16 protein-coding genes are annotated in these 15,322 nt (G+C 66.0%); 4 read left to right on the plus strand and 12 right to left on the minus strand.

Features of this window, described 5'->3' with window-relative positions:
- Nucleotides 1-44: 44 nt before the first annotated feature.
- Nucleotides 45-389, minus strand: a complete 345-nt coding sequence (locus KBW98_RS21700) for an antibiotic biosynthesis monooxygenase (protein WP_211522254.1) — start codon at nt 387-389, stop codon at nt 45-47.
- On the minus strand, nt 370-717 hold the full coding sequence (locus KBW98_RS21705) for an NIPSNAP family protein (RefSeq protein WP_211522255.1): 348 nt from the start codon (nt 715-717) through the stop codon (nt 370-372). Before KBW98_RS21705 ends, KBW98_RS21700 begins: the two co-directional genes overlap by 20 nt.
- 71 nt (nt 718-788) lie before the next feature.
- On the opposite strand from KBW98_RS21705, the gene KBW98_RS21710 reads away from it, so the two are divergent.
- Nucleotides 789-1,466, plus strand: a complete 678-nt coding sequence (locus tag KBW98_RS21710) for a helix-turn-helix transcriptional regulator (RefSeq protein WP_211522256.1) — start codon at nt 789-791, stop codon at nt 1,464-1,466.
- A gap of 6 nt (nt 1,467-1,472) precedes the next feature.
- Here KBW98_RS21710 and KBW98_RS21715 read toward each other — a convergent pair whose 3' ends face one another.
- From KBW98_RS21715 to KBW98_RS21725, 3 genes are all read right to left on the minus strand, one after another.
- The gene (locus tag KBW98_RS21715) at nt 1,473-1,814 is read right to left on the minus strand and encodes a hypothetical protein (RefSeq protein ID WP_211522257.1); all 342 of its coding nucleotides are present in this window, start codon (nt 1,812-1,814) and stop codon (nt 1,473-1,475) included.
- Nucleotides 1,815-1,911: 97 nt separating this feature from the next.
- Nucleotides 1,912-2,901 (minus strand): gamma-glutamyl-gamma-aminobutyrate hydrolase family protein, encoded by a 990-nt coding sequence (locus KBW98_RS21720; protein WP_229429343.1) that lies wholly within the window; start codon nt 2,899-2,901, stop codon nt 1,912-1,914.
- A 139-nt stretch (nt 2,902-3,040) separates the two neighbouring features.
- The gene (locus KBW98_RS21725; RefSeq protein WP_229429344.1) at nt 3,041-3,931 is read right to left on the minus strand and encodes a two-component system response regulator; all 891 of its coding nucleotides are present in this window, start codon (nt 3,929-3,931) and stop codon (nt 3,041-3,043) included.
- A gap of 152 nt (nt 3,932-4,083) precedes the next feature.
- Here KBW98_RS21725 and KBW98_RS21730 point away from each other — a divergent pair, with 152 nt between their 5' ends.
- Together KBW98_RS21730 and parC are read left to right on the plus strand one after the other, a co-directional pair.
- Nucleotides 4,084-6,081 carry a DNA topoisomerase IV subunit B gene (locus tag KBW98_RS21730; protein ID WP_211522258.1) on the plus strand — a complete coding sequence of 666 codons (1,998 nt, stop codon included), beginning with the start codon at nt 4,084-4,086 and terminating at the stop codon, nt 6,079-6,081.
- 155 nt (nt 6,082-6,236) lie between these two features.
- Complete coding sequence (gene parC / locus KBW98_RS21735; RefSeq protein WP_211522259.1) at nt 6,237-8,576, plus strand: DNA topoisomerase IV subunit A; 2,340 nt, start codon at nt 6,237-6,239, stop codon at nt 8,574-8,576.
- A gap of 229 nt (nt 8,577-8,805) precedes the next feature.
- Here parC and KBW98_RS21740 read toward each other — a convergent pair whose 3' ends face one another.
- From KBW98_RS21740 to KBW98_RS21755, 4 genes are all read right to left on the minus strand, one after another.
- Nucleotides 8,806-9,294 carry a hypothetical protein gene (locus KBW98_RS21740; RefSeq protein WP_211522260.1) on the minus strand — a complete coding sequence of 163 codons (489 nt, stop codon included), beginning with the start codon at nt 9,292-9,294 and terminating at the stop codon, nt 8,806-8,808.
- Nucleotides 9,295-9,433: 139 nt separating this feature from the next.
- Nucleotides 9,434-10,849, minus strand: a complete 1,416-nt coding sequence (locus tag KBW98_RS21745) for an IgA Peptidase M64 (RefSeq protein WP_211522261.1) — start codon at nt 10,847-10,849, stop codon at nt 9,434-9,436.
- A 60-nt stretch (nt 10,850-10,909) separates the two neighbouring features.
- The gene (locus KBW98_RS21750) at nt 10,910-11,518 is read right to left on the minus strand and encodes a GyrI-like domain-containing protein (RefSeq protein WP_211522262.1); all 609 of its coding nucleotides are present in this window, start codon (nt 11,516-11,518) and stop codon (nt 10,910-10,912) included.
- A gap of 113 nt (nt 11,519-11,631) precedes the next feature.
- A complete protein-coding gene (locus tag KBW98_RS21755; protein WP_211522263.1) occupies nt 11,632-11,802 on the minus strand; it encodes a hypothetical protein in 171 nt (56 codons plus the stop codon).
- Nucleotides 11,803-12,032: 230 nt separating this feature from the next.
- Here KBW98_RS21755 and KBW98_RS21760 point away from each other — a divergent pair, with 230 nt between their 5' ends.
- Entirely contained in the window at nt 12,033-13,037 is a 1,005-nt protein-coding gene (locus tag KBW98_RS21760) for an alpha/beta fold hydrolase (protein WP_211522264.1), read from the plus strand.
- A 19-nt stretch (nt 13,038-13,056) separates the two neighbouring features.
- Here the strand turns inward: KBW98_RS21760 and KBW98_RS21765 are convergent, their stop codons facing one another.
- The 3 genes from KBW98_RS21765 to KBW98_RS21775 form a co-directional block, all read right to left on the minus strand.
- The gene (locus KBW98_RS21765; RefSeq protein WP_211522265.1) at nt 13,057-14,298 is read right to left on the minus strand and encodes a cyanophycinase; all 1,242 of its coding nucleotides are present in this window, start codon (nt 14,296-14,298) and stop codon (nt 13,057-13,059) included.
- Nucleotides 14,299-14,365: 67 nt separating this feature from the next.
- Complete coding sequence (locus KBW98_RS21770) at nt 14,366-14,803, minus strand: GNAT family N-acetyltransferase (RefSeq protein ID WP_211522269.1); 438 nt, start codon at nt 14,801-14,803, stop codon at nt 14,366-14,368.
- Between the two features lie 84 nt (nt 14,804-14,887).
- Nucleotides 14,888-15,322 (minus strand): hypothetical protein (locus KBW98_RS21775; RefSeq protein ID WP_211522266.1); only part of this gene is annotated, 435 nt, incomplete at its 5' end.

Genomic DNA, 15,322 nt, shown 5'->3' on the forward strand with positions numbered 1-15,322 from the left:
CCCCCCCCCCCCCCCGCCGGGGGGGGGGGGGGGCCCCCCCGACCCTACGGATGCGCCAACCGTGAATCCTGGGGCGCCTCCTCCCTTTCATGCAGGCCGTAATCACGCATGACCGCCGCGACGCGCAGGCGGTAGTCACGAAACATCCCGCCCCTGCCCGCCGCCTGCGCCGCGCGGTGCGCCTCCAGCGTGCGCCAGCGCTTGACGGCTTCCTCGTCGCGCCAGAACGACAGCGACAGGATCCGCCCGGGGCGCGTCAGCGACTCGAATCGTTCGATCGACACGAAGCCGTCGATGCTTTCCAGCTGTTCGCGCAGGCGCGCCGCGATGTCGAGATAGGCCTGGCGCTGGGCCGGTTCCGGCTCGACCTCAAAGATGACCGCGATCATGCCAGCCTCCCGGTCGCAAAGTCCCTTCGACGCCTTCGGTAAAGGTGCGCTGCTCGCGCAGGATGAAGCGCTGCTGCTGCGCCAGCGCGAAGTTGGCGCGCGCCTCCTCGTCCGTCTTCAGGCGCGCGCGGTAGGCCTCGTAGGCGGCCAGGCTGTCGAAGGCGATCAGCCCCCAGGCCTCGTCGTTCGTGCCTTCGTGGGGCAGGAAGTAGCCGAGCAGGTCGCCGCCGCAGCGGGGAATGATGCGGCCCCAGTTCTCGGCGTAGCGGCGGAAGGCCTCGCGCTGGAAGGGATCGATCTGGTAGCGGATGAAACAGGTGATGCGCATGGCGCCTCCTCGTGTGGAAAGCACTACTCTAGTCCTTTGCCCCGGCGCGATGCTTCGGCTAAGATCGAAGCATGAGGGACGGACCCAACATCACCGCCATTGCCGCCTTGATCGGCGACCATGCCCGCGCGCAGGTATTGAACCTGCTCATGGCGGGCAAGGCGCTCACGGCCACCGAACTGGCCGACGCCGCCGGCGTCACGCGCCAGACCATCAGCACCCACCTGGCCAAGCTGGTCGACGCCGGCCTGCTGGCGGTCGAGGCCCAGGGCCGCCACCGCTATTTCCGCATCGCGGACGCCGAGGTGGCGCAGATGCTGGAGTCGCTGATGGGCGTGGCCTTCGGCGTCGGCTCGCTGCCGCTCCGGCCCGGCCCGCGCGAACCGGCCCTGCGCAAGGCGCGCGTCTGCTACGACCACCTGGCGGGCGAGCTGGGCGTGCTGGTCTACGAGCGGCTGGCCGCGCGCGGCGCCTTCGGCATCGGGGCGGACGGCATCGTGCTGACCGACACGGGCCAGGAGCTGGCCAAGGCCCTCGGCATCGAACCCGCCTCCCTGGCGAAGGGAAAACGGCCGGTCTGCCGCACCTGCCTCGACTGGAGCGAACGGCGCCACCACCTGGCCGGCCTGCTCGGCGGCGCCATCCTGGAGCGTTGTGAACAACTGGGTTGGGCGCGGCGCCTGCCGCAGACCCGCGTCATGGCTTTCAGCCTCGAGGGCGAAGCGGCGCTGCGGTCCTGGCTGGGCTAAGGATGCTTATCCGGCGACGGCAGCGGCCTTGCCCGGCCACGCCCCTTTCATGAAGCGCGCCAGCAGCGGCGTCTTGACCGGCGGGGGCAGCTTGGCGTCGACCACGGCGGCCCATTTCTCGGTCAGCTGCTCGCAAGTGGCGCGCAGCACCGGATCGATTTCCGGCAGGCGCGCCAGCGCGCACAGGTGGCGCTCGATCACCGAAGCCAGCTTGACGCAGGGCGGCTCGCCCGTCTCGCGCGCCGTGTAATGCGACATCAGGTGCAGCAAGGATGCGACCAACAGCGCGTCCTGGCTGCGCCCCGACTGCGCCTGGGGCAGTACGTCGTCTGCAAAGGATGGATTCATGCAAGCCTCTCCGTGGAAAACATTGCCGATCAATGATGAGAATGATTCTCATTCAAATAAATCACGAAAGCAAGCGTTTTTGAACAGGGAGAGAGGTTTACAGCCGGGTTTCGCGGGCGGCGCGCAGGAATTCGTCCAGCACGGGCGTGCAGTCCAGCAGTTCGGTGCCGCCGGCGCGGTGGAATTCCGGGTGCCACTGCAGGCCCATCACGAAGTCGGCGCGGCGGTAGCGGATCGCTTCGACGATGCCGTCCGGTTCGGAATAGGCCTCGACCACGATGTCGCGCCCCAGTTCCTTGACGGCCTGGTGGTGGATCGAGTTCACCACCGCCTTCTTCACGTGCGGGAACATGCGCGACAGCGAGGAACCCTGGGGAAAGACGATGTCGTGGCGGTGGGCGTCGTACAGGTCGTGCACGTGGGCCAGCGCCTCGGGCACATTGGTGGCCACGTCCTGGTAGAGCGTGCCGCCGAAGGCCACGTTGATCAGCTGGCAGCCGCGGCACACGCCCAGCACCGGCTTGCCGGCGTCGACGAATTCGTGCAGCAGCTCGAGCTCGTAGACGTCGCGCGCGCGGTCGCCCGACCACTCGGGGCGGGTGGGCGTCTCGGAATAGGTTTGCGGCGCCACGTCCGCCCCGCCCTGCAGCACCAGGCCGTCCAGGTGGCGCGCGTAATGGCGCAGGGTGATGTTGCTCGGGTGGAGCAGCCCGTTGGTATTGACCGTGGGGATCATGAACACAAGCACGTCGCGCGACATCACCCACTGGGCGATCGACTCCTCGAGGTATTGCAGGTTCTTGCTGAGCAGGCCGCGCGCGCCCGGTTCCGGATGAAAAATGCGGGCCGAGACGCCGATGTGCAGCGTGCGCTGCATGAAGTCGCGGTTGAAGCGCTCGCGCAGGGCGCGGAAGCGCGAGCTCAGCACCCGCCCAGCCAGCGCCAGCGGCGTGTCGCCGTCGCGCTGGTAGCGGGCCCGTCCGCCGCGCCCGGGCGTTTCGGTGGCGCGCCGGTCGGGGATGCGCACCGGCGTGTCCGGGTCCTTCTGGATCGGGGGCCCGGCTTCGTCTTCATCCTGCTTGTGCATGTGTTCCGCCATAGCCATCAATATAACGTCGCAACGGCCGCGCACGATTTATTGTTGCAAAAATTTCATCGTCCATGCCAAGCCACGTAGCGAAATCGCAGCTTGCGGGATTTCCAATTTCGGTTAATACTGTATGCAATTACAGTGGTTTTGGCGCCGGCAGCGCCAGCAGCTTCTGGAAGGTAGCGAGCAGATGGCGGTCCGCCACCGGTTTGTCGAGCAGGCCGCGCACGCCCGCATCACGGGCGCGCAGGCTGTCGTACTTGAACGATTGCCCCACCAGGAAGAGCACGGCGGTCCGTCCGGCTCCCTGCTGGGACTTGATGGCGCTACTCAGGCTATAGGGTTCGATACCGGGCGCACAGGTGTTGATCATGACCAGCGAAACCGGCGTTTCGTCGCACAGGCGCACGGCGGCGCGGCTGCTGTCGGTCCACTCGACCGGCCGGCCGCAGCCGCACAGGCCGGCGCCGGGCAGGCCGTTCTGGCTGGCGGCGGCGCCGAGCCGGGCGCCAACGACGTAGGCGACATGGTCGCGGAAGGCCCCGCCCTTGTCGATGATCAGGACGGCGCCGTCGGGCGGCCCCTGGCGCATGCGCTGGTAGGTCTCCGGGGCTTCGGTATCCGGTTCCAGCCTGGGTCTTCGGCGGCGCTCGGGCAGGCTGCATTCGCCGCGCGCGGCCAGCGCGGCCTGTGCCTGTACGCGGGCATCGAGCAGTTCGGCCAGCGTATCGCACAGGCGGGCGGGGTCGACGGGACGCGGCAGGGTGCGCCGGCTGCTGGCGCCGTCGCCGCCGATCAGGAGGATGGGTTGCAGTGCACCGGGCGGCAGGCAGGACAGGCGGGCCAGGGCGGCGGGATTGCCGCCGTCGGCGATATACAGGTCGGGTTCTTGCAAACTGTCGTCGTGCAGGCAAAAATAGGATGGCCCCAGCTCCGGCGCTTGCGCGAGCAGGGTCTCCAGCTGCGCGCTTTCAGCCGGCGCGAATCCGACCAGGCGGACGGTGAATGGATACCTGGACACGTGCATTGGAACGCCCCTTCCATTTGCATCTGCCAATTCTGTTTAATCTAGCACAAGTGTGCAAAGTCACAAGCACGAATCCGGACGGCATGAAAAGTTCGAATTTTTTTCTGCCCGACAAGATAGAATGCGCAAGCATTCGATAAATGAACAACAGCATGGCCTCTAAGAAACCCGCATCCGACTACAGCGAATCATCCATCCGCGTCCTCAAAGGGCTCGAACCTGTGAAACAGCGTCCGGGCATGTATACCCGGACCGAAAATCCGCTTCACATCATCCAGGAAGTGATCGACAACGCCTCGGACGAGGCATTGGGCGGCCACTGCAAGAACATCGGGGTGACGCTCAACACCGACGGCTCGATCACGGTCGAGGACGACGGCCGCGGCATTCCCGTGGGCCTGCACCCGGAAGAAGGCGTCTCCACGGTCGAGATCGTGTTTACGCGCCTGCACGCGGGCGGCAAGTTCGACAAGGGCTCGGGCGGCGCCTATGCCTTCTCGGGCGGCCTGCACGGCGTCGGCGTGTCGGTGACCAACGCGCTGTCCAAGCGCCTGGAAATCACCGTCTGGCGCAAGGACGAGCAAGGCAACGGCGTCCACCAGCTGGCCTTCGAGGCCGGCGACGTGGTGGAGCCGCTCACGTCCAGCCCTCTTGAACGCGGCGGCAAGAAGAACGGCACCCGCGTTACCGCCTGGCCGGACGGCAAGTACTTCGATTCCCCGAACATCCCGATGGCCGAGCTGCAGCGCCTGCTGCGCTCGAAGGCCGTACTGCTGCCGGGCGTGACCGTCACCCTGACGATCGAGAAGACCGGCGACGTCCAGACCTGGCGCTATGACGAAGGCCTGCGCGGCTACCTGCTGGAAGCCCTGAACCAGACCTCCGGCGGCCAGACCGTGATCCCGCTGTTCGAAGGCGCGCAATATGCCGCGGCCGGCGACGAAGGCTTCGCCGAGGGCGAAGGCGCGGCCTGGGTGGTGGCCTGGACCGAGGAAGGCGGCGTGGTGCGCGAATCCTACGTCAACCTGATCCCGACGGTCAGCGGCGGCACCCACGAATCCGGCCTGCGCGACGGCCTGTTCGGCGCGGTCAAGAGCTTCGTCGAGATGCACTCGCTGCTGCCCAAGGGCGTCAAGCTGCTGCCGGAAGACGTGTTCGCCCGCGTTTCCTTCGTGCTGTCGGCCAAGGTGCTGGACCCGCAGTTCCAGGGCCAGACCAAGGAACGCCTGAACTCGCGCGACGCCGTCAAGCTGGTGTCGACCTTCACCCGGCCGCCGCTCGAGCTGTGGCTGAACCAGCACGTCGAATACGGCAAGAAGCTGGCCGAACTCGTCATCAAGCAGGCCCAGTCGCGCCTGCGTTCGCTGCAGAAGGTCGAGAAGAAGAAATCCTCGGGCGTGGCGGTGTTGCCGGGCAAGCTGACCGATTGCGAGTCGAGCGACATCACCCGCAACGAACTGTTCCTGGTCGAGGGCGACTCGGCGGGCGGTTCGGCCAAGATGGGCCGCGACAAGGAATTCCAGGCCATCCTGCCGCTGCGCGGCAAGGTGCTGAACTCCTGGGAAACCGACCGCGACCGCCTGTTCGCGAACAACGAGATTCACGACATCGCCGTGGCGATCGGCGTCGACCCGCACGGCCCGGACGACAATCCGGACCTGTCGAGCCTGCGCTACGGCAAGATCTGCATCCTGTCGGATGCGGACGTGGACGGCTCGCACATCCAGGTCCTGCTGCTGACCCTGTTCTTCAAGCACTTCCCTGCCCTGTTCAGGAACGGCAACATCTGCGTGGCCCGTCCGCCGCTGTACCGCGTGGACGTGCCGGCGCGCGGCAAGAAGCCGATCCAGAAGCTGTACGCGCTGGACGACGGCGAACTGCTGGCGATCGAGGACAAGCTCAAGAAGGAAGGCCTGCGCGAAGGCACCTGGAGCATTTCCCGCTTCAAGGGCCTGGGTGAGATGAATGCCGAGCAGCTGTGGGAAACGACCATGAACCCGGATACCCGGCGTTTGCTGCCGGTGTCCTTCGGCGAGTACAACCTGGCCGAGTCGGCATCCCGTTTCAATATGCTGATGGGCAAGGGCGAAGCGGCCGCGCGGCGGGCGTGGATCGAGGAACACGGGAACGAAACCGAGGCGGATATTTGATGCGATAACGGTCCGCAAGAAACTTGGATCCCGGCCTTCGCCGGGATGACGGTCTTTAGGTTAGAGGTGAACTCAAACAACGTCGTTCCGGCGAAGGCCGGAACCCAAGTTCGTCGCACCGCCACGAACACGTCCGCCAGAAACGAACAAACAACATGACGCAACAAGCAAGCCTCTTCGAACAACAACACGAGCCCTCGGACCTCGAGACGCTCACCCTGTCCACCTTCGCCGAACGCGCCTACCTGGACTACGCGGTCTCGGTCGTGAAAGGCCGCGCGCTGCCGGACGTGTCCGACGGCCAGAAGCCGGTGCAGCGCCGCATCCTGTACGCGATGAACGAACTGGGCCTGGGCCCGACCGCCAAGCCGCGCAAGTCGGCGGCCGTGGTCGGCGACGTGCTCGGTAAGCTGCACCCGCACGGCGACCAGTCGGTCTACGACGCGCTGGTGCGCATGGCCCAGGACTTCTCGCTGCGCTATCCGCTGATCGACGGCCAGGGCAACTTCGGCTCGCGCGACGGCGACGGCGCCGCGGCGATGCGCTATACCGAAGCCCGCCTGACCCCGATCTCGCGCCTGCTGCTGGACGAGATCGACATGGGCACCGTGGATTTCCAGCCCAACTACGACGGTTCCACCAACGAGCCGCGCACCCTGCCGGCGCGCCTGCCGATGGTGCTGCTCAACGGCGCCTCGGGCATCGCGGTCGGCCTGGCCACCGAGATCCCCTCGCACAATCTGCGCGAAGTGGCGCAGGCAGCGGTGGCGATGATCAGGAATCCGAAGATCACCCACGCCGAGCTGTTGAGCATCGTGCGCGGTCCGGACTTCCCGGGCGGCGGCCAGATCATTACCCCTGCCTCCCAGATCGCCGACATGTATTCCACCGGCCGCGGCTCGATGAAGGTGCGTGCGCGCTGGAAGATCGAGGAACTGGCGCGCGGCCAGTGGCAGGCCGTGGTCTACGAACTGCCGCCGGGCGCCTCGGCGCAGCGCGTGCTGGAAGAGATCGAGGAACTCACCAACCCGAAGGTCAAGCTGGGCAAGAAGGCCCTGCTGCCGGAGCAGTTGGCCCTCAAGCAGACCATCCTGGGCGCGCTCGACACCGTGCGCGACGAATCCGGCCGCGAGGCGCCGGTGCGCCTGGTGTTCGAGCCGAAGTCGAAGAACCAGGACCAGACCGAATTCATGCTGATGCTGCTCGCGCATACCTCGCTCGAGAACTCCAGCCCGATCAACCTGGTAATGATCGGCGGCGACGGCCGTCCGCGCCAGAAGGGCCTGTCGGCCATCCTGCAGGAGTGGATCGACTACCGCTTCGTCACCGTGCGCCGCCGCACCGAGTTCAGGCTGGGCAAGGTCAACGACCGCATCCACATCCTGGAGGGCCGCGAGACCGTCCTGCTGAACATCGACAAGGTGATCGCGATCATCCGTAATTCGGACGAGCCGAAGGCCGCGCTGATCGAGGAATTCCGCCTGAGCGAGCGCCAGGCCGAGGACATCCTCGAGATCCGTCTGCGCCAGCTGGCGCGCCTGGAAGCGATCAAAATCCAGCAGGAGCTGGCCGAGCTGCGTTCGGAGAAGGAAAAGCTGCAGGACATCCTGGACAACCCGTCCACCATGAAGCGCGTGATCATCAAGGAAATCGAGCAGGACGCCAAGCAGTTCGGCGACGAGCGCCGCACCCTGATCGAGGAAGCGCAGAAGGCCGTGGCCGAGCAGAAGGTCATCGACGAACCGGTGACGGTGATCGTGTCGGAAAAAGGCTGGGTGCGCGCGCGCACCGGCATCGGCCACGACCCGGCGCAGTTCACCTTCAAGGCCGGCGACTCGCTGTACAAGGCCTTCGAATGCCGCACGGTGGACCACCTGCTGGGCATCGGCGACAACGGCAAGCTCTACTCGGTGCCGGTGGCCGCCCTGCCGGGCGCGCGCGGCGACGGCGTGCCGATCACTACCCTGGTCGATTTGTCGGGCGGCGTGCGCATCTTGCACTACTTCGCCGGCAATCCGGACACGCGCCTGCTGCTGGCCACCTCGAACGGCTTCGGCTTCATCGCCAAGGCGGGCGACATGGTCAGCCGCCTGAAGGGCGGCAAGTCCTTCATCACCCTCGACGACGGCGCCGTACCGCTGCCGCCGCGCGTGGTGAGCGACAATGCGGGTGCGATCGCCTGCCTGTCCGAGAAGGGCCGCGTACTGGTATTCGGCATCGACGAGATGAAGGTGCTGACCAATGGCGGCCGCGGCGTGATCCTGATGGAGCTCGATCCGAAGGAAACCCTGCTGGCGGTGCAACCGATCAGCCAGAAGGGCCTGAACGTGATGGGCACCTGGGCCGGCTCGAAGGAGCGTGTGGTGGAGCTGTTCGCGTCAAGCCTGGAACCGCACTTCGGCAAGCGGGCGCGCAAGGGCAAGCCGCTGTCGGCAAGGCTCAAGGCGCTGGATTTGGGGATGCGGGAGACCGAGGCGGGCAAGGCTGCTGCTTGATGGGAAACGCCGGCTTAGCGCCGGCGTTTTTGATTGTGCTGCTGCGGTGCGAACTTGGGTCCCGGCCTTCGCCGGGACGACGTGCTGATAGTACTGACTACGGTTGAACCGTCGTGCGCGCCACTGGCGCCCACGATTTCCGGCGAAGGCCGGAACCCAAGTTTTCCCGCGTACCGTTAGCGCAAAAAAACGCCGGCATCCGCCGGCGTTTCCCATCACATCGCGATGTTTAGTGCTTCGCCGCAGCCTTATGCACATCCGCAGCCGCTTCCGCACGCACCTGCTCGGTCTTGGCCGCAGCCTGCGCCTTGTCGGCCGCCGCATCTACCTGCGCCTTGAGCAGCTTCTCGTCAGCCTTGATCATCTTCTTCTCGGCCTTCAGGTTGGCATCCGCCACCTTCTCCTCGGCCTTGGCCACCGCCTTGGCGCGGTCTTCCGGATCGGCCTTGGCCACTTTCTCGGCCGCTTCCGAATGCTGTTCCACCAGCTTCGAGTGCGCCTTGGCCTTCTTCTCGGTGGCGTCCGCCACGGCCTTGTTCACCTTCTCGTCAACCTTCGCGGCCTTCTTCATTTCCTTGGCTTCCGCCTTGGCGACGTCCTTCTCGGCCTTGGCTTCCGCCTTCACGACTTCGGCGCTGGCGGTGGCGTTGACGGTGGTCTGGGCATAGGCACCGGTAGCGAACAGGCCGGCGATGAGGGTAGCGATCAGTTTGTTCATGGTATTTCCTTTCCGGTGGGGTCCCGCAAAATGTTCTTTGCGAAATAATTTTTGTTAGACAACGCCTCCAGAATAGGCACTCCTCCAACACTGGTCTGTTAGGCAACCAACTTAGACTCAGCCAAGTTGTAAGCAAAAATTACCGGCCGGAAGCGCCCGCGTACAGGTCGATGATCTCGCTGATGCCGTCCTGGCACACCGGGCAAAAGCGCTCGCTGCGGTCGAACATGAGGCACTGCATCGCCGGCCGGTAGTAGCCGCTGGCCTCGTAGTTCGCCCCTTCGAAGGCGCCGATCGTGTGGCGGTGCGGGTGCTTGTCGAACAGGGCATTGGTGCGTGCCAGGTCGTCGCGGAACAGCGCATCCATCTCGGACTCGGGACGGTTGGCCGCACGCAGGGCCGCGCGCTTCTTCTGGTAGGCGCGCGAGTCTTCCTCGTACTGCGCCTTGGGCCAGGGCGTGGGCAGGGGCGTGCCGGGCTGCACGTGGCGCCGCCATTTCAGGTTCGCCGGATCGCCCAGCGCGGTCACGTTCGGCTCCCAGGGTTCAGGGCGTCCGCTGGCGCTCTGGTAGGCCACCGGGGAGGTGTAGTACTCGTCCGCCAGGCCCGCGAAGTGGTGGCCGAATTCGTGCACGAACAGGTAGTTGGCCCAGGCGTTGCCCGCTGCCGCGGTGCTGAACTGGCCGAAGATGCCGCCGCCGCCGTAGGTCTCGTTGTTCACCAGGATCTCGATGAATTCGTAGGACGCGTGCTGGGCGATCTCGCGCAGTGCACGGTTGTCCAGGGTGAGCACGTAGCGCTCGCTGCCGAAGATGTCGTAGCGGGTGCCCAGCGCGGACGGATGGTGCACGCCGGTGGACGGACGCGTGATGCCGGACTTCTCGGTCGGCACCGCCAGCGCCCACACATTGAAATCCCTGGCGCGCTCGCGGAAGGGCGAGACCGAGAACAGGTGCCTGGACAGGCGGCGCGCGTCGGCCTCGAACTTCTTCATGTCAGCCCGGGTGTAGCCGTCGCCCAGGATCAGCAGGTCGACCTTGTCGGGCGAGGGGCCGCTGACCTGGATCGGGATCGGCCTGGCCGGCGCGGCGGGCTGGCGCTTGACCACGTCCTGGGCGTCGGTGTCGACCTCCACGCTCCACACGGCCACGAACCCGTTGCGCTCGTCGCGCTTGAGGATGCGCACGCGTACCGGTTGCGCCGGCTTGGGGAAGCGCACCGATTCCTGGAAGCTGCGGCTGATCTTGCCCGCCTCCTCGGTCGTGCGCCACTCGCCGAAGATGGTGGAGAAGCCGCGCGAATACAGCAGGGCGCCGGTTTTCGCATCGACCACCTCGACCCGGTTCTGGCCGCGGTTGGTGTCGTCGACATTCTTCGCCAGGCTGCCCGGCCACGGCAGGGGCTCGATCACGACGCGCTCGAGGGCGTAATGGTCCGACTGGGCGTTGCCGCTATGGGTGTAGTCGACGCGGACGGTGGCGGGCTGGGCGGCGTGGGCGGTGGCTGCGGCGAGCAGCAGCATGGCGGCGAACAGCCGGAACGGAAGGTGGCGCATCGCGTGTCCTCGGTAATGTGATCGCGCCATTGTAAGCCTGCAACCCGGCGCCTGCCGGGCTCAGCACATCGGCTGGCGGATGACGGTCTTCCACCGGGACGGATCGCCGCGGCGGATGTCGCTCAGGTAGATCTCGTGGTGCTTGCCGGCCAGCGCGCCGCGCGCCGCAATGAAATCGTGCACCCGCCCGATGGTCGGCCCCTCCTCGCTGAAAGGCCCGACGTGCAGGGTCTGCGCGCAGCGTCCTTCGCTGAAGGCTTCCAGCCTGAGAGCCTCGAGCGCCGGCAGTCCCTTGGCGCGCCTGACTTCAGCGATCGCCGCGTGGACCACCGCGTCGTCGACGACATCGGGCTGCATGATCATCATGGTCCATTTCCACTGCGTCCTGTCCTCGCCGCCGAAGACGGACAAATCGTCCGCCCACCACAGGCCCTCGAGCGGCATCACCGTATAGTCGATGCCCTGCGGCCCGCGCTTGACGCTGAACTTGGTCTTGTAGGACACCGAGAACAGGGCCTCGACGGCCTCGGCATACCACGGCGAAGTGTTCGGGTCGCCCTGGCCGTCGATCATCAGGAAACGCATGGGCGGCACCTCGACCTCGACCACTTCCTTGGCCGAGGGACGGTACAGGTGCTTCAGTTCGGCCTTGAGATCACGTTTGGACATGGGCGCTCCAGAAGGCGCCGGCGCAAAGCCGGGCGCGGCAATTCGTGGTTTGCCATCTTGCCACATGACACCAGCGCCAGGCTGGCTGGGAGAGAAATTTCGGGCGATCCCCGTCAGGCGCTGACGCCGATCAGCGTGTCGCGCCGCAGGCGCAGGCGGGTGTAAGGCGTGCGGATGCCGGCCGACATGCCCCAGGCGGCAGCCCAGCGCAGCGCGCGGTCGGTCTCCGGACCGAACGGCCGGGCGGCCGAAGCCCGCTTGAGTGCGACTGACATGCGCTGCATGGCATACAGCTTCCTTGGTGAAAAACCGTTCGTCATGGCTTCACCTTAATGGCCATGTCCCGCGTGCACCGTGCACTAGCTAACCGATACGCGCAGCCAACAATGTTGTTCCTGACAGAACTATCAGGCCCCGCGCCTCTGGGATTGACGCCCTCCGGTTTCGCCACCAGAATCGACAGTCTCATCATTCGCAGAGGTCTTCCGTGCTCCGTCTCCGCCGTCGTTTGGCCATGCTGTCCCTGCTCCCCTCCTTCGCTTTCGCCGCGCCGGCCTGCCAGCCCGGCCGGCCGGTCGACGAGAGCGGTTTCATGAAGATCGGCGGCATCGAGCAATGGGTGACGATCCAGGGCGACGACTGCGCCAACCCGGTGCTGATGGTCGTGCATGGCGGCCCGGCGAACACCTATACGGTGTTCGGCGGCGGCCCCTATGCGGCCTGGCGCAAGGACTACACGGTGGTGCATTGGGACCAGCGCGGCGCCGGCATGACCTATGGCCGCAACCGTCCGTCCGAAGACACCCCGCTGACGGTGGAACAGATCCGCGACGACGGGCTCGAACTGGCGCGCCACCTGCGCCGGCGCTTCGGCAAGGACAAGCTGATCCTGATGGGCAGCTCCTGGGGCTCGATCGTCGGCGCCTACATGGCCAAGCAGGATCCCAAGCAGTTCTGCGCCTGGGTCGGCGTGGCCCAGGTGGTGGGCGAGCGCGAGAACAGGAGCAACTGGGGCACGGTGCTGGAACGCGCCCGCAAGGCGGACGACCAGGCGACCGTCGCCCAGCTGGAAGCGCTCGGGCCGCCACCCTGGACCAATCCGCGCAGCTTCGGCATCCTGCGCCGCGCCATCCGCAAGTACGAGCTGCTGGCGACCGAGCCGACCGTGGCGGCATGGTGGAAGGTGTTGCCCGCCTACGCCACGCCCCAGGCCCGGGCCGACTACGACGCGGGCGAGGATTACTCCTTCCTGAAGTTCGTCGGCTGGAAGGGCGACGGCATGATGTCGAAGGTCGATTTGTACCAGCTGGGCTCGCGCTTCGAACTGCCGGTCTACCTGGTGCAGGGCGCGGAGGATCTGCTGACGGAAGCGAAGGTCACGCGCCGCTATTTCGAGGCGATCTCGGCGCCGGACAAGGCCTATGTCGAGGTGCCGCGCGCGGGGCACGATCCGAACGGGCCGCTGATCGACGCGCAGGCGCGCGTGCTGGCGGAGCGGGTGCGGCCGAAGTGCATGTGATGACGGGGACGCGGTCGTTTCATTTGTACTGGTACAGCGGCCGCTGCACCACGATCGGCCGGATGTCGAGCCGCACGTTGTAGACGGAATAGGCTTCGCTGAGCGCGGACAGGTAGCCCACGCTGTCCGCCGTGCGCGAGAGCTTGAATTCGAAGCCCAGGTCGGGTTGCACGCCGTTGGGACTGTCGAGCGACAGGCCGATGGCTTCCGGCTGGTCGCTGTCGATCAGCTTGGCCATCAGGTCGACCACGGTGCTGTTGCCCAGGATGTCGGCCGAGAACAGCGGTTCGCGGTAATAGGGATGGCCGGGATCGACGCGGCCGTCGACCTTGTCCTTGCTTGGGGTGAAGGCGCGCGTGACCAGGTTGAAGCGGTCGCCGTTGTCCAGGTAGCTCAGGCGTGCATTGCTGACGTTGAACAGCCCGTCCTTGAACTGGGCCTGGCTCAGGTCGACCAGCAGCGCCCCGCGGTAGCCCACCACTTCCACTTCGCGCGTGGGGCCGACCACCATCGCGGTGTTCTCGTCGATCCCGAGGCCGATCTTGTAGCCTTTCTTGAGCATGGCGGGCAGCATGCGCGCAAAGCGTCCGCGCACCAGCAGGTGCTGGTCGACGAAGACGTCCTCGCCGATGAAGCCCAGGCCCGGCGCGATCTCGGTAGCGTCGTCAAGGCCGAGCTTGAGCGTGGCCAGCACCGGCTTGGGATAGCCGAACATGGTGCTGCTCATGATGGCGGCGCCGGCGCTGGAGCCGGCGATCACGCCGCCGCGCCGGTACAGCTCCCACAGGGCGTCGAGGATGCGGGTATTGCTGCCGTCCGGACGGCGCAGCGCGCGCGTGATGCGCCCCTGGTCGCCACCCGCGAAATAGGCGCCGCCGGCGGCGCGCACCGCGCTGGCCAGCGCCGGGTCTTCGGCCGCCGCCGCGTAGTCGGTGCCGCTCAGGCGCACCGCAACCGGCACGAAGAAAGCCTTGGCGCCGTAGTGGTTGAAGCGGTCGACCAGGAATTTGCCGGCCCGTTCGGGATTGGCCGATGCCGAGGCGAACACGGCGATGCGCGCGCCCTTGCCACCCGCCAGCTGGACGATGCGCTCCCAAACCGCCGCGTTGTCCGCGCGCAGCGCCCCGCCGATGATGACGAGCGAACCTTTGGGTTGCAGCTCAGCAGCCGAGTGTTCGGCAGCGAGGCGTTCTGCGGCAAAGCACCAGTTACTCGCCAACAATGCCAAGGCAAGCAAGGCACGGACAACGAACTGAACCATACGGCTTCCCTCTGGTTAGCACCAGCGTAAGCCTGATTCCAGTTCGGTGTCGCCGTGTTGAGTATGCTCAGGACAAATAAATGTTGGGAAAGTATCGCTCCATCAGGGTTTCCGGATGCTGCGGCGGCGTGAAGCCGAAGCGCTCGTACAGGCCATGCGCATCGCTCGTGGCAAGCATGAAACGGCGCAGCTTCTGCAGGCTGGGATGGCGCAGCACCACCCCGATCAGCTGCTTGCCGTAGCCGTGCCCGCGGTATTCGGGCACGACGAACACATCCACCAGGTTGGCGAAGGTGGCATAGTCGGTGATCACCCGTGCGAAGGCGATCTGGCGGCCATCCAGGTAGCCGCCGAAGCACAGCGAGTTTTCGATCGAACGCTCGACCACCGGGCGCGAAATCCCGACCGCCCAGGTGCTCTGCTCGCTCAGGAAGCGGTAGATCATCGGGATGTCGAGCTTGCTCTGGTCGGTGCTGACCTGGAAGCTGGAATCGTTGGTAATCATGGCACTCATGGCTCAGTCAAAAAACTATTCTAGCGCCGTTTGCAACATGCATCAGTCCGATTGGACATCCCGGAAACCGGGCCGTCAGCGGCTTTGCAAGTAGCGTTCCGGCAAGGGAAGTTTCGGGTCTTCGGCACGCCAGACCAGGCTCAGCACATACCAGCGCTTGCCATCGTTGACCAGCTGGATGCTGTTGATCCCGCGCATGAAAGGCTTGGCGTCGCCCGGCGCGTGGCGTGCCTCGTAGGTGCTGAACACGTGGGCGACCTGGCCAAAACTGTCGGTGGTGCGCGCCAGTTCGGTCTCGTAGAAACCCATGGTCGCGAAGTTCTTGGTGTTGCGGGCGATGTAGTCGTCCGGCGTCATCTGGCGCGTGGCGACACTGCCGTCGGGCCGCATGCCGACAGCCATCATGCGGCCATCGGGCGCGAACAGGGAGCGCATGCGGTCCCAGTCGCGCGGCGCGCCGGCGGCGCCGGAAATCACCTCGTACAGGGATTTGACGATGGCATCGACCGA

The sequence above is a fragment of the Massilia sp. ST3 genome (assembly GCF_018119405.1).
GTDB lineage: Bacteria > Pseudomonadota > Gammaproteobacteria > Burkholderiales > Burkholderiaceae_D > Telluria.